Raw genomic sequence first — 21,892 nt, 5'->3', positions numbered from 1 at the left:
TTTCACGGAATGAAAAGTATCGTGCTTACTGATAGATACGGTCGATGATGTGATGCAAGATGACCGCTTCCTCCGCTTGCCGATAGTTCGGCTCTTCTCCACAGGCCTCAAGGAAGAGTCGGATTTGCCGCTCATACGGGTCGTGTTCAGTCAAATAAGCTGGTCGCTCGTCAAACAATGCCCCAAATTTCTCCGTGTGAAGTGTGAGCGGGAACAGACTGGCTCCGGATTTCGTGCCACGACATTCCACTCGCATCGTATCTTTTTCCTCGATATTGGCCATGTAGCTGACGTCGAGTAATAAGGATGCTCCGTTTTCAAACGTGACCATCGCTCTCGCCGTATCCTCGACTGTGAGTGAACTCGCGTCCCATTCCCCCAGCAAGCCGACACCAGGACGATTCCCTAAATACTGACCGACATGACCGACGACCTCTCTCGGTTTCGGGTATCCCATCAAATGAAGCGCTAGGTCTAACATATGCACACCGATGTCGAGCAGGGCGCCCCCGCCTTGCAGTTCTTTATTCGTGAAGACTCCCCATCCCGGAATGCCACGTCGCCGAAGCGCGAGCGCCGTCGCTGCATAGATGTCTCCGAGTTCTCCCGCGTCAATCATTCGCTTCAACAGAACCGTATCCGCACGATGTCGGTAATGGAATCCGTAATGCAATGTTTTTCCGGCTCGTTTTGCCGCTTCCAACATCTCGATCGCTTCATTCTCTGAGATTCCCGGTGGCTTCTCACAGAGAACGTGACATCCTGCTTCAAGCGCAAGCAGCACTTGCTCTTTATGTAAGGCGTTTGGTGTACAGATACTGACCGCATCGAGATTTTCGCGTGAAAGCATCTCTTCGACCGTCTCATAAAGGTTCGGGATGCCGAACTGTCGTGCGACACGTTCCCCGTTTGCCCGTGTCCGGTTCATGACCGCTACCACATCCATGCCTGCTTTGACATAATTCGGGATATGGGCACTCGTCGCAATTCCTCCCGTTCCGATGATGCCAATCTTCATGCCATCCCCTCCTATTCGCTTTACAGTTTCGTCATTCAATTCGCCGATTCCTGTAAAATAAAAAAGGTGACCCGTTTAGAACGGGCCACCTTGGGACACTTACTTCTTGAAGTTTGTGTTTTTGATCCAGTCTTCAAGTTTGTCTTTGAGGACTGTGAATCCTGGAGCTTCTTCTTGCTTGAAGTTTGAAGATGCTTCGTTGCGGCGTGGCGCACGACGAGCTGGCTTCGCAGACTTCTCGCGTTTTGGAGCTTCTTGAGTCGCTTTCATTGAAAGCTTGATTTTTTTAGAAGCTTCGTCCACTTCAAGGATTTTCACTTCAACTTCTTGACCAACTTGAACGTAATCGTTTACGTCTTTTACGTAGTCGTGTGAGATTTCTGAAATGTGTACAAGACCTTGAGTCTCATCGTCGAGTGCTACGAAAGCACCGAAAGGTTGGATTCCTGTTACTTTACCTGTTAATACTTGATCTTTTTCGTATTTTGCCATTACAAACAACTCCTATGCTAAATTCATCAACTTACTATAACATACTTTTTTCGATAAAGTGTAGAATTTAGTAAAAAAGATTATTTTTGACGTGTTGGTATGTTTTAAAGTCGAAGTGCGGGGTAAATACAAATCAAGCAAGACTTCAAGTATTCCCCCCTGATTCCGCTAGGCGACTCGCCTAGCCCTTTTTTTGTTCAAAATGTCGTAAACGGCTTCTGATGACGAATCGGATAGACCGTTTCCCCAGCCATGTCGTTCAATATGACCGCATTTCGATAGACTGCCATCCCGAGATTCGTCGCAGCCGAACCATGTGAATGCTCTATATTCGTGTGCGTAAACAACTTTCCGCCTAGCGACTCGCTCATGATCACCTCATACGTGTCACGGACTGCCCATTCTCCCTCTACTTCCCATACAACCGGGAGCTGATTGATCCAAGATGGGATCACCGGGCGATACCCCGTCGCCACGACAACGAGATCGTACTCTCTTTCAATCACTTCTCCCGTATACCGTTGGGTCCCTTTCAAACGATGTGTTAACCAATCATAAGAAATCGATTCCACTTCGACCTGTGTCATCATATCAGCCTTCGTCGCTTTCGCTTCTGCCGTCCGATGATACAACGTCTCATAGATCGAGGTCATCGTCTCAGGATTGACACCATGACGGAAACGCTCGAATGACCCGAGTAGCTCTTGCCGAGCGTCGTACGGTAGTTTATGAAAATAATCGACATAATCCACACTAAAAATTTCATCCCCAAGCTTGCCTGCTTCGAGTGACTCAAATTGTTCGGAGCGTGTGATCCAGTCGACGCGTTGTTCATCCGTCGCTTCACGCAACAAGTCCAGAAAGACTTCCGCCGCACTCTGTCCACTCCCGACGACCGCGACACGATATCGGTCTTTGAGGACGTCCCGGTACGTCAAATAATCGCTCGTATGAATGACTTGTTCAAACCCGTCCGGCACGAATGGCGCCGCCCCTGTCCCTAGGACGAGATGTCTTGTATGAACTTGTGTCGATTGCCCGTCCGATTCGACGGTCACGAGGAAGCCCTCTTCTTCCGCTCGGACGTCAGATACATAATGACCGAAACGAATCGTCGACAGTTGGTTAACAACCCACCGCAAATAACGGTTGTATTCCGTTCTAGGAATCTTATCTTGTTCTTGCGTGATAAATGTTTGGAGTCGACCCGTATCACTCAAATAGTTCAGAAAACTCGATGGATGGGTCGGGTCCGCCAATGTGACGGTATCTTGTAAATAATGCGTCTGCATCGTCATCCCTTCAATCAACATGCCTTCATGCCACATCATCTCCGCACGTTGCTCAAAGCAAACCCCATGCAGTTTAGTCTTCTCCGCAAGGGCCATGAGACCAAGATTATACGGACCACACCCGATTGCAACAAAGTCAAATTGTTTCATCCTCTTCACCTCGCCCGTCTTTTCCCTTTCGTTATATCGCTAAAACGCCAAAGAACTCTCACAAATGAGAGTCCTTGGCTACTGTGACTTCGAATTGTTTCATGAAACGTTGAATCCGGAGAATCGCTTCTTGTAGTTGTTCGAGCGAAGTCGCATAACTCGCCCGGACGAATCCTTCCCCGCTCTCACCGAAGGCATTTCCAGGAACAACGGCGACACGTTCTTCGATGAGAAGACGTTCTGCAAATTCCTCACTCGTCAATCCAGTATGTCGAATCGAAGGGAAGGCATAGAATGCTCCACCTGGCACGTGCGTCGGTAATCCCGCCTCGTTCAGCGCTTGAATGAAATAGTTCCTACGTTGACGATAACTTTTCACCATGCTCGGCACGTGCTGCTCACGAGTCCGAAGTGCCTCGAGTCCACCGAATTGAACGAGCGTCGGTGCACACATCATGCCGTATTGATGGACCTTCAACATCTCTCGTGTCACAACTTCGGGCGCGCATGTGAAGCCAAGACGCCATCCTGTCATTGCGAACGCTTTTGAGAAACCATTCACAACAATCGTCCGGTCTCGCATGTCGTGGAGCGTCGCAAAGCTGACAAATGGTTCGTCGTAACAGAGTTCCGCATAAATCTCATCGCTGACGACCCAAAGGTCATACTTTGTCGCGAGCTCTGCGATTTGTGCGAGTTCATCGCCATTCATCGTGGCGCCCGTCGGATTGGACGGGAAGCAAAGCAAGATCGCTTTCGTCCGTTCTGTGATGGCTTGCTCAACGTCTTCCCGATCGAGTCGAAACCCTTTTTCCGGACGACATGCGACAGGGACGACGGTCCCACCTGCCAACTCGATGAGTGGACCATATGAAACGAATGCCGGTTCGACCACGATGACCTCGTCCCCTGGATTGAGAAGGGCACGGAATGCGATGTCGAGCGCCTGCGATGCCCCAGTCGTGACAATCAATTCAGACGTCGGATCGTATTCGACTAAAAAGCGTTCTTTCATATAAGTAGCGATTTCTTCGCGCAACTCGATGAGACCGGCGTTGGCGCTATACGCTGTATAGCCTTCTTCGAGTGCGGCATAGCTCGCTTCTCGCACGTTCCATGGTGTGATGAAATCCGGTTCTCCCACCCCGAGAGAGACCACGTTATCCATCGTCTGTGCTAAGTCAAAGAAACGGCGAATGCCTGATGGCTTCATCGAGACGACTTGATTCGATAAAGACTTCATGGCGTGATGTTCAACCGCTTATCTTCAATTTGTGGGGTGAACAAGATCCCGTCATGTTTATACGTCTTCAATTTGAAGTGGGTTGTCGTCGACAAGACCGAATCAAGCGGCGATAGCTTGTCTGAGACAAATGAGGCGACGTCTTGAAGCGAGTTCGCCCGAATGACGACTTGAAGGTCATACGCCCCCGACATCAAATAAAGCGCCGTCACTTCTGGGAAGCGATAAATACGCTCGGCCACGTCGTCAAATCCGCGTCCTCGTTTCGGCGTTACTTTAACGTCAATGAAGGCAGTGACATCGTGACGATTGATTTTCTGCCAATTGACCATGGCACGAAATCCGAGGAGAATCCCGTCTTGCTTGAATTTCTCAAGCATCGATTCAATCGTCTCCTCATCGAGAGCCAACAAATCAGCCAACATCTTCGTCTCGAGATACCCTTTTTCTTCTAACAGTTCTAACAACTCAAGTTCTTTTGATGAATACATACTTATTCTCCTTCCGTTCGACCAGGTAGCACGCCTGTGAACGTTCTCTCTGTCTGTCTCACGAATGCACGTCGTTCCTCCTGAACGATATGGAAATTCTTCATCTCCATGTCTGTCAGACCGTGCTTTTGACAGAAATGATCAAAATAACGACGTCTCGTTTCATCCTGTTTTGCCGACAGGTTATCGGTCCCGTTGAAGGCGTAAAGTACCGTCGCACGCGCCGGGTGTGACACGGTGAATGCATCCATTACCCTTAACAAGAAATCCCAATCCCAGTAGTTATAGACGTCTTCGTCGAATAGACCAATCGTGTCATGAATCGATTTGCGATACATCGTGCCCGAAGGGATGAACGTCGAGTCCTGACGCATCCGCTCTCGATCAAACGCGTAAGCGAACGGTTCCCAGTCCGTCACGACACGACGGCCCGCTCTCCATTCGAATCGGAACAGCTCAGCATCCGAATAGACGAGGTCTGCCTGTTGAAGGTCGCGTAGCCCCTCCTCCAAGTGTGTCGGCATGAGCAAATCGTCATCGTCTAGTAGCAAGATGACATCGCCTCTCGCCTCGAGAACACCACGATTACGGGCCCGGACGTGATGGTTCTCACCCACTTCAATGACACGTGCATCCAATTGATTCAAAAAAGGCGCCAAAAGATGTTGTTTTGGCGGCCCTTCATTATTCATGACCAAGACCTCAAACTGCTGAAACGTTTGGACCGTTAGACTTTCAAGCAGTTCCGTCAGTTCCGTCTCGCGTTTATACGCCGGAATGACAATCGAGACAATCGGGTTCATCCGCGATATGCCGTCTCAACGAGTGGAAGAATTGCTTCCCAGCTCACGCCATTCTCTTTTGATACGGTCACAAAGTCACCATAAGCAAACACGCTCTCGACGCCCTCGATTTCAACTAGTTTTGCGAGAAGCGGTTGATCTGTCGCTTCGCCCGCCTTCACACTTTGACTCTTGGCGCCAAACACGTTCTCTGGAAGTGTCACTTTCATCGCATTCGGATTCGGTGTTGGATCAATTCGTAACATTATTGGTTCCTCCTTATAGTTGGCAAGATGACGATGCGAGGAGTCGCTGCGCCATCTCGAAAATCTCTGTTTCTGGTGGACACGCATCGAATGCTTCAAGAAGCGTTCGGCGAATCACTTCGGTCAATTGTTCGGGAGAATCGACATAGGTCAATGCCATCATGACTTCATCAAACTCCGGTCCGTATGAACCTGCCCCATAACCGAGTGGGTCCCATGTTAATAATAAGTCTTCTGTACGCACTTGTTAAACCCTTCTTTTCGCTGAAATTCCATGTCCTACTTCACCAATCTACCTTACTTTTTACTCGGATACCAGCCTTGACAAATGGATTCATATTTCTTGATTCATCAGAACACTATATCTAGTATGAAATGAATATGCAGGTATTTTGATAAGTAACGTCAAATACAATCCATTCCACCTCAAACAAATGGATAAAATGTTTCATCAAGAGTGATGAAATCGAATTCATCAATTTGTGAAAAAACAAGCAAAGACAATCCATAAAATTTTTTCATCTCAGTTCTCTGTCTCAAATTGGGTCATGAAGCCCTTTTGGAGCAAAAGCAAAAAGGTGACGGGCACATTCCAGAATGTCAAGGATTGAAAAACTAAATATAGGTGTTTTATGATTAAAAAGATAAAAAAGTGTCAATATATAGTTAACGGGTATTTTGATCGTTAACACGATATTGTGACAGGTAAGAAAGTTCTTATTATCCTTTTATAACGTCTACACCATCTAAGGAGTGATCTATTTTGACATCCCCTATCCACCACGAGACGATGCTACCAGCAGCTCCAACGCTTTCTGACGTCTCTTCTCTTATTCAATCTATCCAGACACGGTATCCTCACTTAAGCGTAGAGCGCTATGAAGAACGGGCGATTCGGGCGCTCGAGACAAAAACGCTAACACAAGATGTAGTATATGACTTATTGACGATGCATGCCCTCGATATGTTGAAAGCCGAAGAACCGGACTGGACGTTCGTGGCAACGGAAATGTACTTGAACCGCCTCTATCTTGAAGCGGCACGCAACCGCGGTTACGAAGCATCTATGCGTTATGGTAACTTCTATCAACTGGTCGAGACGTTAACATCAAAACGAATTTTCACGTCAGCGCTTCTCGATACGTATTCAAAAGAAGACATGGACCATCTCGAAACATTGATCGACCCATCCCGTGACCGTCTCTTCACATATATCGGACTCCGCACGTTGTCGGACCGCTATCTTGGGCGCGATCATGTGAAGAACCTTTATGAGCTTCCACAGGAGCGCTTCATGGTCATCGCGATGACGCTCATGCAAAAAGAAGATGAGACTACTCGATTGAAGCTCGTCGAAGAAGCTTATTGGGCTTTATCAAACCTTTATATGACGGTCGCGACACCAACGTTGTCAAACGCCGGTAAATCATATGGACAGCTCAGCTCTTGTTTCATTGATACAGTCGACGACTCCCTCCGTGGCATTTATGATTCGAACACCGATGTGGCGACGCTCTCAAAAGGTGGCGGTGGAATCGGTGTCTACCTCGGGAAAATCCGTTCACGTGGTAGTGACATCAAAGGATTCAAAGGCGTCTCAAGTGGTGCCCTTCCTTGGATGAAGCAATTGAACAACACGGCCGTCTCTGTCGACCAACTCGGTATGCGTCAAGGCTCAATTGCCGTCTATTTAGACATTTGGCATAAGGACATCTTCGAATTCCTAGACGCGAAATTGAACAACGGGGATGAGCGCCTCCGGACACACGACTTGTTCACAGGCGTTTGCTTACCGGACCTCTTCATGCGTACGGTCGAGGCACGCGGCGACTGGCACTTGTTCGATCCACACGAGATTCGTACCGTGATGGGATATAGCCTTGAAGACTATTTTGACGAATCAGAGAACGGTGGAAGCTTCACAGAGAAATATATGGAATGTGTCAACACGCCAGAATTATCTCGTGTGACAGTTCCAGCCATCGACCTTGTAAAACGTTACATGCGCTCACAACTCGAAACAGGTACACCATATATGTTCTTCCGAGACGCAGTGAACCGCGCAAACCCAAACAAACATGCAGGGATGATTTACAGTTCAAACCTCTGTTCTGAAATTGCGCAAAACATGTCGGCAACGACAATCGAAGAAGAATACACACAAGACGGAAAAATCGTCATCACAAAGACTCCTGGTGATTTCGTCGTCTGTAACTTGAGTTCAATCGCACTTGCTCGTGCCGTGAAAGCCGATGTGCTCGAACGACTCATCCCGATTCAAATGCGTATGCTCGATAACGTCATCGATTTGAATACGATCGAAGTTCCACAGGCGATGATCACGAACCAGAAGTATCGTGCAGTCGGTCTAGGAACGTTCGGTTGGCATCACTTGCTCGCACTCGAAGGAATCCGTTGGGAATCGGTCGATGCCGTTCAATATGCAGAGAAACTCTATGAAAAAATCGCGTATCTCACAATCCAAGCATCGATGGAACTCGCCAAAGAAAAAGGAGCATTCGGCGTCTTCGAAGGTTCAGAATGGCATACAGGCGAATACTTCAAGCGCCGGAACTATCGTTCACACGACGACCTCGATTGGGACGGTCTCGCAGCAGAAGTACATCAAAACGGCGTCCGTAACGCCTATATGATGGCCGTTGCACCAAACTCATCGACAGCGATTATCGCTGGTAGTACCGCATCGATTGACCCGGTCTACAAAAAGGTCTACTCAGAAGAGAAGAAAAACTATAAGATTCCAGTCACGGTTCCCGACTTGACGCCGGACACAAACTGGTTCTATAAATCAGCATTTGAAATCGATCAATTATGGAGTATCCGTCAAAACGCGGCTCGCCAGCGCCACATCGACCAAGCCATCAGCTTCAACTTATATGTGAAGAACGATGTGAAAGCAACAGAGCTTCTTGCGATGCACCTCGAGGCATGGTCTCTTGGCATGAAGTCGATATACTACACTCGTTCGACGACTGTCGAAGTCGACGAATGTGAGTCGTGTGCTTCGTAAACAATCATTATGTATATTTTATAGAAAGGTGGTCCACCCTATGAACATCGCAATCATCTATCATTCGATGAGTGGAAACACAGAAGAAGTGGCATCGCTCATCGAATCGACACATCATCGCCGTGGCGATACGGTCGTCCGCTATGATGCCGATCGCGTCGGATATCGCGAAGCTCAATCGCTCGCTTCGTTCGACCTCGTCTATTTCGGCTCTTACACGTGGGCAGACGGCATCTTACCAGACGAAATGAAAGATACGTTCCGCCTCGTGTTAAAAGAATTGAATGTGCCGATTCGACAAGCTGCGGTATTCGGAACCGGTGACAAGATGTTTGTACATTTCTGTCGCGCTGTTGACGAGATGGCGTACCACCTTTCAAAATACGGAATCCCACTTGCCGGGGAACTGCTTAAAATCGAGCAGTCCCCACGTAACCAACCGTTCAACGTCCAGCATTGGGCAGAACGGATGGCTCAACATGTAGAAGAAGGAGTTATGCATCATGTCGATTCAGAAAATCAAATTATTGTCGCCCAAACATCCTAACCGGGCAACCGCCATCATCGGTGGCGAAACCAGTTCGATCGTAAACTGGAACGATATCGCGTATCCTCAGTTCTATACCATATACAAACAGTTGTTATCGAACTTCTGGATTCCTGATGAGATCTCCATGTCTAAGGATATGCAACAATGGCCGCAATTGACTGAACGTGAACAGGATGCATTCAAACGGATCATCGGACTACTCTCGATTCTCGACTCTGTCCAGACACGATACATCCTTGAGTCTTCTATGTTCTCATCTGACTCGTCTGTACACGCCGTTCTCGCGGTCATCGCACAACAAGAGGTCGTGCACAATCAATCATACAGCTATGTCCTATCAAGTCTCGTGCCACTCGCTGAACAAAATCGAATCTTTGACATCGCCAAAGACGATGAAATGGTCATGAAGCGCAATCAATTCATCTTGGACTTATATGAAGCGTTCCGCGAGACTCCGAACGCCGAAAACTTTGCGAAATCCCTCGTTGCATCCGTCATTCTAGAAGGCATCAACTTCTATTCAGGATTCGCTTATTTCTACAATCTCGCCCGTCACCAAAAGATGGTCGGTACATCAACGATGATCAGCTATATCCAACGTGATGAGATGCAACATTCTTACTTCATCAGCCAGCTCTTACGTGCCGTGCTGACAGAAAATCCGAAGATTGATGAAAACGGACAGTTCAGTCAGTTCGTATACGACACGATGGCGGAAGCGGTCGACCTCGAGATCGAGTGGTGTGAATATGTACTACGCGACCTTGACGGACTCGACGTCAGTGAAATGCGAGACTACGTCAAATACTTGGCGAATAAACGCCTCCGCGTCATCGGTCTGAATGACTTGTATGAAGGATTTGACGAAGATGTCATGCCTTGGATCCGTGCATACTCAGACGACTCACTCAATGCGACAAAATCTGATTTCTTCGAACAAAAGTCACGTTCTTATGCGAAAGTGACAGATGCGAACGGATTTGATGATCTATAAAATTGAACCGAACCGATTAAATCGGTTCGGTTTTTTTGTACATCAAAAAAACCCAGACAATCATGTCTGGGTTAATTCAAATCAATAATAAGTCTGAACATATTTGGCAATTCCTTCAGCCACACCTTCCGCCATTTGCTGACGAGACGTGTTACTTCGAAGGTAAGTCAAATCTGTTGGTGATGAGATAAATCCTAATTCGACGAGTGCAGATGGCATTGTATTATACGTAATAACGTAATAATTAGCTGTTTTCACTCCTCGGTTCGACATTCCACTCATTTTACCCGCCAAGTTGCTTTGAATGTTTGAAGCAAGGACACGACTTCGAGCGCTGTGCGCAGACTGAGAAGAAAAGAACGTTTCTACCCCTTTCGCAGATGATGAACCGGCTGCGTTGACGTGCATACTTACAAACAAATCACCACGTAACGACTTCGCTGCAGCAACTCGCTGATCTAGAGTCAAATAGACATCAGTCGAACGAGTGAGACGTACATTGTAATCATATTTTGAGCGAAGATAAGCTTCTACACGTTTCGTTACATCGAGTACAATCGTTTTCTCATAGAGAGATCCATTAACTGCTCCCGAGTCTTTTCCACCGTGTCCTGGATCAAGGACGATGACTGTTCCAGTCGATGTGCTCGGCTTAGATGTCATCACGAATGCTGAAGAAATGAAAGCATCTTGTCCGTTGAACTTGATTTTATGGAAACCATTGGTTGTCCCATAATGTAAAACAGCTGTTCCGTGATTGAGTTGACCAACCACATTCGAATCAAGACTCGCTTTCGAACGAACGTTCAATACATCACCTGGTGTGTTGATGTATACCGTACCTTTTGGTGCAGCTTCCGGCGCAGCCGGGGCTTTCCCTTTCGTCAACCACGAACTCGCTGTGTAGTAGACTTTCGAGCCGATCTGAACAGTCGACCAACTCGAATTGTACGCTTTGTATGAAACAGCCGTGTATTTCGGAAGAACCATGAGGACTTCCGAACTCTGATGGGTTTTTCCAAACAAGTTTACTGTACGGTTAGCATACCCTTGCGTGAGTCCATCATCTGGTTTCGTTGTCGTCGGAGGTTCTGTCGACGTTTTCGAAGTAGAGATCCAAGCTGTCGGTGTGTAATACGTTTCACTTCCGAGATAGACAATCGACCAACTCGAGTTGTATTTGCTCGAGACGACAGCCGTGTTCACGGGAAGTATCTTCTTCACCGCCGACCGTTGATTCCGCTCAGCGAAGAGTTTCAGCTCCCGGTTTGCATACCCGTCTTTTTTCTCTACACTGCTATCCAATGTACCTTCTGTAATGCCCCAAGTCGGTGTGTAGTACGTTTCGTTCCCGATATAAACAATCGACCAGCTCGAATTATATTTGCTCGAGACGACAGCCGTGTTCACGGGGAGTACCTTCTTCACCGCCGAACGTTGATTCCGCTCAGCGAAGAGTTTCATCTCACGGTTCGTGTATCCATTTGTCCGATCCACATTCGACTCGGTGAGTTTTGGTGCGATGTAAGCTTTTGCGGCATAGTACGTCTTCCCGTTCAAGTAGATTTTTGCCCAAGAAGAATTATGAACGGCATACTTCACTTCCGTCCCCTTCTTCAACGTGGTCACAATCGTCGCCGATCGATGGGACGTGACGCGAACGTTTAAATTCGCAGTCGTCACTCCCGTAGACGTTGCCGCCTGCGTCGTTAACGAACTTGAAGTGGATGAAAGTTTCTGAATGTACTGGGCCGAGGCATAGTATGTACGATTGTTTACATACACTTTGTGCCAGGACTGATTATACGTTCCATACTCTACTTTCGTGCCTCTCGGTAATGTCTTCACTACCGTTCCACTCAGACTAGGTTTTGTACGAATGTTCAAATTGACAGTCGTCTCTCCATCATAGGTTGCAGCTTCGACAGATGGAAGTTGCATCCCTAACAAGAGGACCGTTAAGATGAGGGCAACTTTCAATAGCTTCATTTTCATCCAAAATATTCCTTTCTCATTGCGGCATTTCCTACTAACAACAATTTCATATTAGCATAATGCTTTTTTAAAAAAAGTAAATATTTGAAAAAAAAGATGAACGTTTTTGATAAAAAGGTAAATGTTTTTATTTAGCTGGTCGGATAATCAGAAACGTATCCGCTTCGTAACGTTCGATGGCGACAGTAAAACCTTCTTTAAGCGCAGGATTTTCTGTACCAATCAATCCATTTCGTTTTTGTTGAATCACAAATCCATCCAGTCCTTCAATCGCTGCAATGCGATAAAAACGCTCGATATGTTGTTCTCGTTCTATATATCGGTCGAATCGCTCAAATGATTTAACTGGGACTCCGCCCCAATAGCGACCTGGCTGATGCGATAAATAAGTACGTACCGATGTCTCCGTGATCGGGTCCGGCGTGTGGTCAAATCGTCCGAAGTCCCGGGCCGACTTCTCTTCGATGAGAGCAAAAAGTGAATCGAACAGATTGAGATGGTAAGACGCTCCAAGAGACAAAACGGCACGCTGCAATTGCTCGATATGATACTGTAGTGATTGACCTTTACGGTTCGGTTTTAACTTCTTATCACCTTCATAAGCGTTCAAAATCCGCGCCACTTCCCCTGCCTCTTCAACAATTTGAAAATACAGCTTCTCTTTCGATTCTCCTCCCTCCGCCTTTGGTTGTTGTAATGCAATCCCATACTGGTTTGCCAGACACGTGGAAATCACTAGTACATCAAGTAACTCCTCTTTCAACTCATCCCGCGCCTCTCTCCTTAACGCGCCACCTACTTCTCCTACCTCTTCTAACAATCGTGCTAGCCCGGATAAAGGTCTCCAGTAACCACCTAAATGAAGAATCATCGTATCGATTTTCTGTTGAACTTCTCTCACGTTCATTCACCTATCTTTCTGCTTTATTTACCGCTTACATGATATACTATGCTCAACCTAGTTGTCCGGAAAGGGTGGGTTCCACATGTCGTCGGCAAGACTTTGGCAATTGCTTCGATTCATTCTCGTCGTAATCGGTTTCTTTTTAATCACTTGGCTATTGAATATACTTTTCGAATATACATATCCGTTCGTATTTGCCTTGCTCTTGTCCTTGATGACCGTCCCGCTCGTCAACTTTTTCGAGCGAAAATCAAATATGCCTCGTGCACTCGGCACTCTCATTTCCTTGATCATCGTGCTTAGCATCGTCGTCGGAATCATCACCATCGTCATCATCCAATTGATTCATTATGCAACGGTGGCAGCGGAACGACTCCCTGAACAAATTGAGACACTCACCGAGTTTATCCAACGACTGTTCAATGAGAAAATCGCACCGCTCGTCAATGATGCATACGAGAGCTATCAGCAGTTAAATCCCGGACAGACGACCTCGCTCGAGGGAGGAATCACCGAGCTCGGTGTCCAACTCGCCTCAGCGATTGGTGTCTTGTCCCGCGGAGTGGCCAGTGTGCTACAAAACATGTTAGCAGCGCTCCCGCTCGTCTTGTTGCTCGTGGTCGTCATTGTCCTCGCCTGGTTCTTCATCACAAAGGATTGGCCATCATACGTCAACTCACTGAATCGTCTGAACAAACGAAAAGGATTCAAAGAATTCGAGGAAGTGATGATCAACCTCAAGTCTGCCCTATTTGGATACGTCCGTGCCCAGTTCACGCTCATCTCCATCACATTCGGGATCGTCTTGATCGGGATGCTCATCCTCCGTGTTGACAACCCGCTCTCTTTCGCTTTACTCGCGGGGTTCTTTGACCTCTTGCCTTATTTGGGGGTCGGAACGTTACTCATTCCTTGGGCCGCCTATGCCGCGGTGACAGGTGATTGGTTCGTAGCCATCGGATTGGTCGTGTTGTATATCATCGTCATCGTCCAACGCAACTTGGCTGAACCGAAAATTGTCGGTTCCCATATCGGATTGAATCCACTGGTCGCACTCATCTCCATCTTCGTTGGATTAAAGCTATTCGGTGTACTCGGCTTTATCGTCGGGCCCGTACTCGCCGTCCTGTTGAAAGCCGTATACAATGCCAAAGTGTTTCATTACATATGGCGATTTATCGTCGGTCCGCCTACGACGACAGCAAAAGAGCGATGAAATGTTGATTTCATCGCTCTTTTTTCATTTGAGGTACAGCCACTACGGGTTGATCGGATTCTGCCGGCTGAAGCGAGAGACCACTTGTCCCCGCTTCATAGGCAGCTACCGCCAAGATGCACGCATCGATAATATCGTCGATTTGGACGTTCGACATCTTCCATTTCCATGGAGAACTTTTCGAGTATTGCCGAAGTAACTCGATTCGCTCATCCTGCCCTTCGACCGTCTTTTTCGAATGACTTGCCTCATGTCCCATCATGACCGAGAAACAAACTTCCGGATGTGATTCGTAAACGTCAGATGCCTTCACCTGCTGAAACTCACGGATCCGGGGAACAAGATTCCACGCTTGTTTACTAATTCCTTTGCCAACCAACGCCCGACTCCTTTCATTCGCTTCCTCATAAGTCGCTTCTTGCAACACCTCTTGAATCGGCGGAGTGAAGACGGACGACTTTCGTTGGCTGAGTCGGCAACGCATCCACGCATCGCATTCGCGGCTCGGATGGTCGACCGTTCCTAAATCTTTCGGCATATCCACAAAATGCATGGCACCATCAATCAGCAACTCCTCCAACGTCTCCGAAATCGTTAAACAAAGTGAGATGCTGTCATATGTGATCCGTACCCAGCCGCCACGTGCACCATCAATTCCTACTCCTACCATGTCGTACCTCCTGTAACATCATCAACACGCCAAATACGGCGAGAAACACTGTACTCCCTAACCAAATACGGTTCGGCCAAACCGTGTAGCATAGGCCACACAGAATCGCCAAACCGATTACGCCACCTGCTCTTACCGCTCCCACGATTCAATCATCCGTGCGAGGGTTCGAACCATGACACCCGTCGGCCCCTTCGGACCGAGGTCATTCGCTGCCGCTCGTTCGCTCGTTCCTGCAATATCGAGATGTAGCCATGGTGTATCGCCGACAAACTCACCGACAAATGCGCCACCAAAAATCATATGCCCGAAACGACCTGGTGAGTTGTTCAAGTCGGCAACTTCCGATTTTCTCACCTTGTCGATGAAGACATCGAAATATGGCATCTGCCACACGAGTTCGTTCGTCTCACGGCTCGCCTCTTCAAGAGAACGATAGAGGGTATCGTCGTTCGTTAGACAGCCCGTCACGTCTGTCCCGAGGGCGACGAGAACGCCACCTGTGAGCGTAGCCACATCGATGATGGCTTTTGGTTCATACGTTTTCGCAAACGTGACCGCATCCGCTAATACAAGACGTCCTTCTGCATCCGTGTTCAATACTTCGATCGTCTTTCCATTCATGGCCGTGATCACATCATCTGGTTTGAACGCATCTCCAGAAATCATATTGTCGGTCGCACCGATGATGCCAATCACGTTCCGTTTTGGTCGCGTCAATCCGAGGGTCTCGAACAATCCGAGGACGGTAGCAGCGCCACCCATATCCCCTTTCATCCCGACGATGCCATCTTTCGGCTTGATTGAATAGCCGCCTGTGTCGAACGTGACACCCTTCCCGACAACGGCAATCGGAGCTTCTTCTGCCCCACGATACTCGAGTACAATCAATTTTGGAGGAATCGTCGACCCTTGGTTGACTGCGAGCAATGCCCCCATACCTAGTCCTTCCATCTCTTCTTTTTCAAGAATGCGGTATTTGAAATCATGGCGTTTCGCCAACTCAACCGCGTAATCCGCTAACGTCTCCGCTGTCAAAATATTGGCCGGCATCATCGTCAACGTTCGAGCGACATTGACCCCTTTCCCATAAGCCACACCCGCATCGATATCCGTCTGGTCCACGTCACCGAGCAACGTGATCGTCGGTTCTTCGACCGTTTCATTTGGAGCAGACTTATATGTAGGATGGGCATAGGTCGCCATTTCATACGCTTCTGTGAATATGCGTGCGGCACCATCCGTAAACGTATCAAGCGCTACGGCGACGTCCTTCAATCCACGTGACTTGATCAGTTTCGAGACTTTCCCGAACCAATTCCGAACATTCTCGGTCGTCATGTCATTTCGTTGACCAAGTCCGACAAATAAAACACGGGTCGTCTCCCCGGCGAATGTCGGAAGGATTGTCACTTCCCCCGTCTTCGTAGAGAGGTCTCCTGATTGAATAAGCGCTTTGACGCGTCCAGCAAACAATGTGTCGAGTCCCTCATCGATAGAATCAGCCGCTCCAATTCCGACGACGATTGTCTCGTAAGAATCGGTCCAATTTAATTGAGCAATTTGATACATATTGCCACTTCCCTTCTATATATATGGTAAGCATAACGAACTTCTCCAAAATAATGAAATAGTATGCGTAAGAGTCAAGAAATCTTCGAATTCATGGGCTATCTCCTCGTTGTGACGTTGTTTTATTTTATGATAGGATAAGAAAGTACGCAATCGGGCTTCTCTTCATCGTGAAGTGAGGCCAATTTGACTGGTCGAGGCTTCCCCTAGTCGTAGACCGTTGCTACTTTAACTTTCCCCGTTCTCGTTAATTCTTTTTTCTTTTCGGGTATGAAGTAACGAGGCAGGAAAGTACACTATTTCTTTGAAAAGAGGGACTACGCTTATGTCACACATTAAAGGTATTGGTGCATCTGCAGGGATGGCAGTTGCAAAAGCATTCGTCATGGAGACACCTTCATTCGATATCCCATCACACAAGATTGAAGATGTCGCTGCAGAAAAGGCTCGCTTCCACGATGCGATCGCACAATCTAAAACAGAGCTTGAAGCCATTCGCGAACATACACTTCGTGAGCTCGGTCCAGACAAAGCCGAGATTTTCTCAGCTCACCTTTTAATCGTTGAGGACCCAGAAATCGTATCGCAAGTGAACGACAAAATTGAAAGCGAAAACATGAACGCAGCGAAGGCACTTGACGAAGTCGCCCAAACGATGATCATGATTTTCGAATCAATGGATAACGAATACATGCGCGAACGTGCAGCTGATGTTCGTGACGTGACAAAACGTGTCATGGCTCACATTCTCGGAGTGACATTCGTGACTCCAGCTTCGATCTCAGAAGAAGTCATCATCATTGCCGAAGATTTGACACCATCAGACACGGCACAACTTAACCGTAAATACGTCAAAGGATTCGCGACGAATATCGGCGGACGTACGTCTCACTCTGCCATCATGTCACGCTCACTTGAAATTCCGGCAGTCGTCGGAACAAAAGTGGCCCTTGAAGAAATCAAGAACGGTGACCTCGTCATCATCGACGGAACAGAAGGTGACGTCTTCGTCAACCCTTCAGAAGATCTCGTCAAAGAATATGAAGGCAAACGTGCTGATTTTGAAGCGTACAAAGAAGAGTTGAAGCAACTCGTCAACGAAGAGTCGATCACAGCGGACGGTCACAAAGTGAAGCTTGCTGCGAACATCGGGACACCGAACGACCTCGAAGGCGTTTTGAAAAACGGTTCAGATGCAATCGGGCTCTATCGTACGGAGTTCCTATATATGGACTCTGAAACGTTCCCGACTGAAGAAGAGCAATACACAGCTTACAAAACGGTTCTTGAAGGCATGGAAGGCAAGCAAGTCGTCATCCGTACACTCGACATCGGTGGCGACAAAGAGTTGTCATACCTTGACCTCCCGAAAGAAATGAACCCGTTCCTCGGCTATCGTGCCATCCGCCTTTGCCTTGAGGAAACAGATTTGTTCCGCACACAACTTCGTGCCCTTCTCCGCGCCTCAGCTCACGGGAACCTCGCCATCATGTTCCCAATGATTGCGACACTCGAAGAGTTCCGCGCGGCGAAAGCCCTTCTTCTCGAAGAAGAAGCGAAGTTGAAAGAAGAAGGAATCGAAGTCGGACAATATGAGACTGGAATGATGGTTGAAATTCCATCAACGGCTGTCATGGCGAAACAATTCGCAAAAGAAGTCGACTTCTTCTCAGTCGGAACGAACGACTTGATTCAATACACGATGGCGGCTGACCGGATGAACGAAAAAGTTTCCTACTTGTACCAACCGTTCAACCCTGCCATCTTGAACCTTCTCCACAACGTCATCACAGAAGCACACAAAGCTGGCAAATGGGTCGGCATGTGTGGAGAGATGGCTGGAGAAGAACTCGCGATTCCAATCCTTCTCGGTCTTGGTCTCGACGAATTCTCGATGTCCGCTTCAAGCGTCCTTCGTGCGCGTAGCCTCGTGAAACGCTTGACGAAGTCGGAAACAGAAGCAATCGTCAACGAAGTCCTCAACATGGACACAGCTGAAGAAGTCGTGAACTTCCTTAGCGAAAAGTTCGACATTAAGAAATAATGGCAAAAGTCCTTCTCTCACTCGAGAGAAGGACTTTTTTATATACTGCATTAGAAATCAAAATCATCTGGGTCTGGACCGACACGTTGATATCGGTCGAGTGAGTCGATTCGTTCCATTTGATCTTTGGTCAATTCAAAGTCATGAACATCGAAGTTTTCTGCGATTCGATGTGGTTTGATGGATTTTGGAATGATGACCCATCCCGTTTGGAGATGCCACCGTAACAACACCTGGGCGACGGAACGATCGACTTCCTTTGCGACCTCTACTAAAGTCTGCTCTTCGAACAACCCTCCCTGCATAAGCGGTGCCCAAGCGACCGGTACGATGCCGTGCTCGCTCATATACGATGCTAACTCGGTTTGACGAAGCAACGGATGCCGTTCAACTTGGTTCACGGCTGGAACGAGGTCACTGTTTGCAGCCAATGTCTCGAGGTGATGGACTTGGAAGTTACTCACCCCGACTGCCCCGACACGTCCCTCTCGATACAACGTTTCGAGGGCACGCCAACTCTCGACCATCTTGTCTTCCACCGGCCAATGAATCAAATACAAATCTAACTGTTCCAATCCAAGACGAACGAGTGACGCCTCGTAGGCGGAGATGGCAGCATCGTAACCTTGATCAGCGTTCCATAGTTTCGATGTGATAAATAAATCTTCCCGGGAAATATTTGCGATTTCCATTCCTTTTCGGATTCCGTCACCGACCCCCTCTTCATTCTCATAAACGGCTGCCGTATCGATATGACGGTATCCTTGACGAATCGCCTCGACGACGGCATCCATGACTGTATCCCCATCTTTAACTTTGAAGACGCCAAGTCCAATAGTAGGAATGGCTTTCTGACCGTGATTCAATTGTATGGATTGTTTCATTTGTACCCCTTCTTTCGTGAGAATTCTCCTTCACTATAAGGGGGATTCTCCTTTTCCGGAATAAGGCACATTGAAGTAACTACACAAATCGAGCCGCCCCATGATAGGAGCGGCTCGTAATCATTTATTCTGGTCCTCTGTCATCGGCTCTAAAGTCGAGCGCTTCACCCGCGACGACCGTTTCACCGAATGGTACGACGACGACTTTTCCGTCCCCGTTCGTCCAAATGATTGGTGTAATCAGTGACGGCACTTTATCACGAATCGCGCTGAGGTCGACTTCGAGAAGGACGTCTCCCGCTTCGACCCGGGCGCCTTCTTCGACTCTCGCTGTGAATCCTTCCCCTTTCAGGTTGACCGTATCGAGACCGACGTGGATCAATAGTTCACGTCCATCGTCAGCCAAAATGCCAATCGCATGTTTCGTCGGGAAGAATGTCGTGATTTGACCGGTCACCGGCGAAACGACCTGTCCGGAACTTGGTTCAATCGCAAACCCTTCTCCCATCATGCGACCCGAGAAGACTTGATCCGGCACATCATCAAGTGATAACAGGACACCAGACATCGGAGCCAAGAAGCGATGATCGGCTTGTTCAGCCGCTTCCGGTGTAATGACTGCCTTCTCTACTTTTTCTTTCGGTTTGTATTCGCCACCTTCGATGATGGTCGCGATTTGTGATTTGAGCGTGTCCGATTTTGGTCCGAAGATGGCTTGGATATTGTCTCCTACTTCAAGGACACCAGCGGCACCGAGCGTTTTTAGAAGGTCTTTGTCAACTTGTTTCACGTCATTGACGGTGACACGAAGTCGCGTGATACATGCATCTAAATGTTTAATGTTTTCAGGACCACCGAGTCCGACGAGCACTTCATATGGCAAGTCGTCCCCAATCCCCGCTTTGTCCCCTTTCGTGCCAGTCTGCACGTCACGTCCAGGAATTTTCAGGTCAAACTTCGTAATAGCGAACCGGAATCCAAAGTAGTAGATGACCGCAAAGACGAGACCAACCGGGATGACGAGCCACCAGGCCGTCCGGTTCGGCAGGACCCCGAAGAGCAGATAGTCAATGAGACCACCAGAGAAGGTCATCCCAATCTTGACGTTCAGTAAATGCATCGTCATGAAGGAGAGACCGGCAAAGACGGCGTGAATTCCGAAGAGAAGTGGTGCAACGAAAACGAATGAGAATTCGACTGGTTCTGTGATCCCTGTCAAGAATGACGTAAGGGCAGCCGAGAAATAGAGACCCTCGACGTCTTTCCGCCGTTCTTTCGGAACCGTGTGGAACATGGCGAGACAGGCTGCTGGTAAGCCGAACATCATGAACGGGAATTTCCCGGTCATGTACGTACCGGCTGTGAATTCCACGCCGTCACGCAGTTGTGCGAAGAAGATCCGCTGGTCACCTTGTACGAGATCACCTGCTTGGTTCGTATACTCCCCGAATTGGAACCAGAATGGAGAATACCAAATATGGTGAAGACCGAACGGAATCAAGGAACGTTCTACTAATCCAAAGATGAATGCTGATAAGGCAACGTTTGCCTCGATGACCGTACTTGAGAACGTGTTGATCACATTCCCAATCGGTGGCCATATATATGCGAGCGCAATCCCGATAATCAAACTGAATGCGGCCGTCGCAATCGGGACGAACCGCTTCCCTGCAAAGAACCCTAAGAAATCTGGCAACTTGATGTTGAAATACTTGTTGTACGCATAGGCTGCAACAAGACCTGCGATAATCCCCCCGAATACCCCCATTTGGAGTGTCGGAATACCGAGAACGGTGGCATACTGCGGATCACCTTGAGCGATTTCCGCGGTAATCCCATTCCATGTGCTAATGACTTTGTTCATGATCAAATAACCGACAATGGCTGCTAGACCAGCAACCCCGTCCCCGTTCGCCAGGCCGATCGCGACCCCGACGGCAAACAGTAACCCTAAGTTTGCGAAGACGATGTCCCCGGCATCTGTCATGACTTGCCAAATCAGGACAAGTGAGTCATTCGCCAGAAACGGGAGCAATTCAACGAGGTCCGGGTTTTGGAATGCGGTACCAAACGCCAAGAGAAGACCGGCTGCCGGTAAGATCGCAACCGGAAGCATGAGTGCTTTCCCGATCCGTTGTAAAACGCCAAACACTTTCTTCCACATCATGGTTCCCTCCTTTGTCAGAATACTTACTTTTTCCCTCTAACGTTTGGATGAAACCGTTTCATATAAAAGAAAAAGACCAACCCCGAAGGATTGGTCTAGGTCATCAATTAGTTGACTTTCTTTTCGTTACC

At 48.0% G+C, this 21,892-nt stretch carries 19 protein-coding genes; 5 read left to right on the top strand and 14 right to left on the bottom strand.

Translation table 11 applies throughout. From position 1 onward, the window contains the following. Positions 1 to 25 precede the first annotated feature (25 nt). From KNO61_RS01180 to KNO61_RS01145, 8 genes are all read right to left on the bottom strand, one after another. Positions 26 to 1,018: a Gfo/Idh/MocA family protein gene (locus tag KNO61_RS01180; protein ID WP_214872524.1), complete on the bottom strand. Its 993-nt coding sequence runs from the start codon at positions 1,016 to 1,018 to the stop codon at positions 26 to 28. A 99-nt stretch (positions 1,019 to 1,117) separates the two neighbouring features. Continuing rightward, the gene (yugI, locus tag KNO61_RS01175) at positions 1,118 to 1,510 is read right to left on the bottom strand and encodes a S1 domain-containing post-transcriptional regulator GSP13 (RefSeq protein WP_074033496.1); all 393 of its coding nucleotides are present in this window, start codon (positions 1,508 to 1,510) and stop codon (positions 1,118 to 1,120) included. A gap of 197 nt (positions 1,511 to 1,707) precedes the next feature. Beyond that, a complete protein-coding gene (locus tag KNO61_RS01170) occupies positions 1,708 to 2,952 on the bottom strand; it encodes a lysine N(6)-hydroxylase/L-ornithine N(5)-oxygenase family protein (RefSeq protein ID WP_214872523.1) in 1,245 nt (414 codons plus the stop codon). A gap of 58 nt (positions 2,953 to 3,010) precedes the next feature. Further along, entirely contained in the window at positions 3,011 to 4,195 is a 1,185-nt protein-coding gene (locus KNO61_RS01165; protein ID WP_214872521.1) for an aminotransferase, read from the bottom strand. Continuing rightward, on the bottom strand, positions 4,192 to 4,686 hold the full coding sequence (locus KNO61_RS01160) for an Lrp/AsnC family transcriptional regulator (protein WP_214687052.1): 495 nt from the start codon (positions 4,684 to 4,686) through the stop codon (positions 4,192 to 4,194). Before KNO61_RS01160 ends, KNO61_RS01165 begins: the two co-directional genes overlap by 4 nt. A 2-nt stretch (positions 4,687 to 4,688) precedes the next feature. Continuing rightward, complete coding sequence (locus KNO61_RS01155) at positions 4,689 to 5,489, bottom strand: glycosyltransferase family 2 protein (RefSeq protein ID WP_012726803.1); 801 nt, start codon at positions 5,487 to 5,489, stop codon at positions 4,689 to 4,691. Further along, on the bottom strand, positions 5,486 to 5,734 hold the full coding sequence (locus KNO61_RS01150; protein ID WP_074036416.1) for a NifU N-terminal domain-containing protein: 249 nt from the start codon (positions 5,732 to 5,734) through the stop codon (positions 5,486 to 5,488). The genes KNO61_RS01155 and KNO61_RS01150 overlap by 4 nt, the downstream gene beginning before the upstream one ends. 13 nt (positions 5,735 to 5,747) lie before the next feature. Then, the gene (locus KNO61_RS01145) at positions 5,748 to 5,978 is read right to left on the bottom strand and encodes a DUF1871 family protein (RefSeq protein WP_214872518.1); all 231 of its coding nucleotides are present in this window, start codon (positions 5,976 to 5,978) and stop codon (positions 5,748 to 5,750) included. A gap of 531 nt (positions 5,979 to 6,509) precedes the next feature. Between KNO61_RS01145 and KNO61_RS01140 the strand changes: the two genes are divergently transcribed. The 3 genes from KNO61_RS01140 to KNO61_RS01130 are packed head-to-tail and all read left to right on the top strand — an operon-like array spanning position 6,510 to position 10,309. Then, the gene (locus KNO61_RS01140; RefSeq protein WP_371730226.1) at positions 6,510 to 8,765 is read left to right on the top strand and encodes a ribonucleoside-diphosphate reductase subunit alpha; all 2,256 of its coding nucleotides are present in this window, start codon (positions 6,510 to 6,512) and stop codon (positions 8,763 to 8,765) included. Between the two features lie 40 nt (positions 8,766 to 8,805). Further along, a complete protein-coding gene (locus KNO61_RS01135) occupies positions 8,806 to 9,312 on the top strand; it encodes a flavodoxin domain-containing protein (RefSeq protein ID WP_214872516.1) in 507 nt (168 codons plus the stop codon). Continuing rightward, the gene (locus KNO61_RS01130) at positions 9,269 to 10,309 is read left to right on the top strand and encodes a ribonucleotide-diphosphate reductase subunit beta (RefSeq protein WP_047795143.1); all 1,041 of its coding nucleotides are present in this window, start codon (positions 9,269 to 9,271) and stop codon (positions 10,307 to 10,309) included. Before KNO61_RS01135 ends, KNO61_RS01130 begins: the two co-directional genes overlap by 44 nt. 81 nt (positions 10,310 to 10,390) lie before the next feature. Here KNO61_RS01130 and KNO61_RS01125 read toward each other — a convergent pair whose 3' ends face one another. After that, positions 10,391 to 12,304 carry an N-acetylmuramoyl-L-alanine amidase family protein gene (locus KNO61_RS01125; protein WP_214872515.1) on the bottom strand — a complete coding sequence of 638 codons (1,914 nt, stop codon included), beginning with the start codon at positions 12,302 to 12,304 and terminating at the stop codon, positions 10,391 to 10,393. Positions 12,305 to 12,431: 127 nt separating this feature from the next. Then, positions 12,432 to 13,211 (bottom strand): nucleotide pyrophosphohydrolase, encoded by a 780-nt coding sequence (locus KNO61_RS01120; protein ID WP_214872514.1) that lies wholly within the window; start codon positions 13,209 to 13,211, stop codon positions 12,432 to 12,434. A gap of 79 nt (positions 13,212 to 13,290) precedes the next feature. On the opposite strand from KNO61_RS01120, the gene ytvI reads away from it, so the two are divergent. Next, positions 13,291 to 14,424, top strand: a complete 1,134-nt coding sequence (gene ytvI, locus KNO61_RS01115; protein WP_074036407.1) for a sporulation integral membrane protein YtvI — start codon at positions 13,291 to 13,293, stop codon at positions 14,422 to 14,424. A gap of 10 nt (positions 14,425 to 14,434) precedes the next feature. Here ytvI and KNO61_RS01110 read toward each other — a convergent pair whose 3' ends face one another. Both KNO61_RS01110 and KNO61_RS01105 read right to left on the bottom strand, forming a co-directional pair. Beyond that, complete coding sequence (locus tag KNO61_RS01110) at positions 14,435 to 15,094, bottom strand: DUF429 domain-containing protein (protein WP_078147240.1); 660 nt, start codon at positions 15,092 to 15,094, stop codon at positions 14,435 to 14,437. Between the two features lie 132 nt (positions 15,095 to 15,226). Further along, positions 15,227 to 16,666 (bottom strand): leucyl aminopeptidase, encoded by a 1,440-nt coding sequence (locus KNO61_RS01105; RefSeq protein WP_214872513.1) that lies wholly within the window; start codon positions 16,664 to 16,666, stop codon positions 15,227 to 15,229. A gap of 325 nt (positions 16,667 to 16,991) precedes the next feature. Here KNO61_RS01105 and ptsP point away from each other — a divergent pair, with 325 nt between their 5' ends. Beyond that, positions 16,992 to 18,710 (top strand): phosphoenolpyruvate--protein phosphotransferase, encoded by a 1,719-nt coding sequence (ptsP, locus tag KNO61_RS01100; protein ID WP_214872512.1) that lies wholly within the window; start codon positions 16,992 to 16,994, stop codon positions 18,708 to 18,710. A 50-nt stretch (positions 18,711 to 18,760) separates the two neighbouring features. Here the strand turns inward: ptsP and KNO61_RS01095 are convergent, their stop codons facing one another. Together KNO61_RS01095 and ptsG are read right to left on the bottom strand one after the other, a co-directional pair. After that, a complete protein-coding gene (locus KNO61_RS01095) occupies positions 18,761 to 19,594 on the bottom strand; it encodes an aldo/keto reductase (protein ID WP_078147243.1) in 834 nt (277 codons plus the stop codon). Positions 19,595 to 19,718: 124 nt separating this feature from the next. Continuing rightward, a complete protein-coding gene (ptsG, locus tag KNO61_RS01090) occupies positions 19,719 to 21,758 on the bottom strand; it encodes a glucose-specific PTS transporter subunit IIBC (protein WP_078147244.1) in 2,040 nt (679 codons plus the stop codon). Between the last annotated feature and the right edge of the window lie 134 nt (positions 21,759 to 21,892).

The organism is Exiguobacterium sp. s140 (genome assembly GCF_018617035.1).
GTDB classification, from domain to species: Bacteria; Bacillota; Bacilli; order Exiguobacteriales; family Exiguobacteriaceae; genus Exiguobacterium; species Exiguobacterium profundum.
Note: the sequence above shows the minus strand (reverse complement) of the source record. Positions and strands in the feature narration are given on the sequence as shown.

Bases quoted from the DNA above. Each gene is read 5' to 3' on its own strand.
- KNO61_RS01180 (WP_214872524.1), bottom strand. From the start codon at position 1,018: ATGAAGATTGGCATCATCGGAACGGGAGGAATTGCGACGAGTGCCCAT.
- yugI (WP_074033496.1), bottom strand. From the start codon at position 1,510: ATGGCAAAATACGAAAAAGATCAAGTATTAACAGGTAAAGTAACAGGA.
- KNO61_RS01170 (WP_214872523.1), bottom strand. From the start codon at position 2,952: ATGAAACAATTTGACTTTGTTGCAATCGGGTGTGGTCCGTATAATCTT.
- KNO61_RS01165 (WP_214872521.1), bottom strand. From the start codon at position 4,195: ATGAAGTCTTTATCGAATCAAGTCGTCTCGATGAAGCCATCAGGCATT.
- KNO61_RS01160 (WP_214687052.1), bottom strand. From the start codon at position 4,686: ATGTATTCATCAAAAGAACTTGAGTTGTTAGAACTGTTAGAAGAAAAA.
- KNO61_RS01155 (WP_012726803.1), bottom strand. From the start codon at position 5,489: ATGAACCCGATTGTCTCGATTGTCATTCCGGCGTATAAACGCGAGACG.
- KNO61_RS01150 (WP_074036416.1), bottom strand. From the start codon at position 5,734: ATGTTACGAATTGATCCAACACCGAATCCGAATGCGATGAAAGTGACA.
- KNO61_RS01135 (WP_214872516.1), top strand. From the start codon at position 8,806: ATGAACATCGCAATCATCTATCATTCGATGAGTGGAAACACAGAAGAA.
- KNO61_RS01130 (WP_047795143.1), top strand. From the start codon at position 9,269: ATGTCGATTCAGAAAATCAAATTATTGTCGCCCAAACATCCTAACCGG.
- KNO61_RS01125 (WP_214872515.1), bottom strand. From the start codon at position 12,304: ATGAAAATGAAGCTATTGAAAGTTGCCCTCATCTTAACGGTCCTCTTG.
- KNO61_RS01120 (WP_214872514.1), bottom strand. From the start codon at position 13,211: ATGAACGTGAGAGAAGTTCAACAGAAAATCGATACGATGATTCTTCAT.
- ytvI (WP_074036407.1), top strand. From the start codon at position 13,291: ATGTCGTCGGCAAGACTTTGGCAATTGCTTCGATTCATTCTCGTCGTA.
- KNO61_RS01110 (WP_078147240.1), bottom strand. From the start codon at position 15,094: ATGGTAGGAGTAGGAATTGATGGTGCACGTGGCGGCTGGGTACGGATC.
- KNO61_RS01105 (WP_214872513.1), bottom strand. From the start codon at position 16,666: ATGTATCAAATTGCTCAATTAAATTGGACCGATTCTTACGAGACAATC.
- ptsP (WP_214872512.1), top strand. From the start codon at position 16,992: ATGTCACACATTAAAGGTATTGGTGCATCTGCAGGGATGGCAGTTGCA.
- KNO61_RS01095 (WP_078147243.1), bottom strand. From the start codon at position 19,594: ATGAAACAATCCATACAATTGAATCACGGTCAGAAAGCCATTCCTACT.
- ptsG (WP_078147244.1), bottom strand. From the start codon at position 21,758: ATGTGGAAGAAAGTGTTTGGCGTTTTACAACGGATCGGGAAAGCACTC.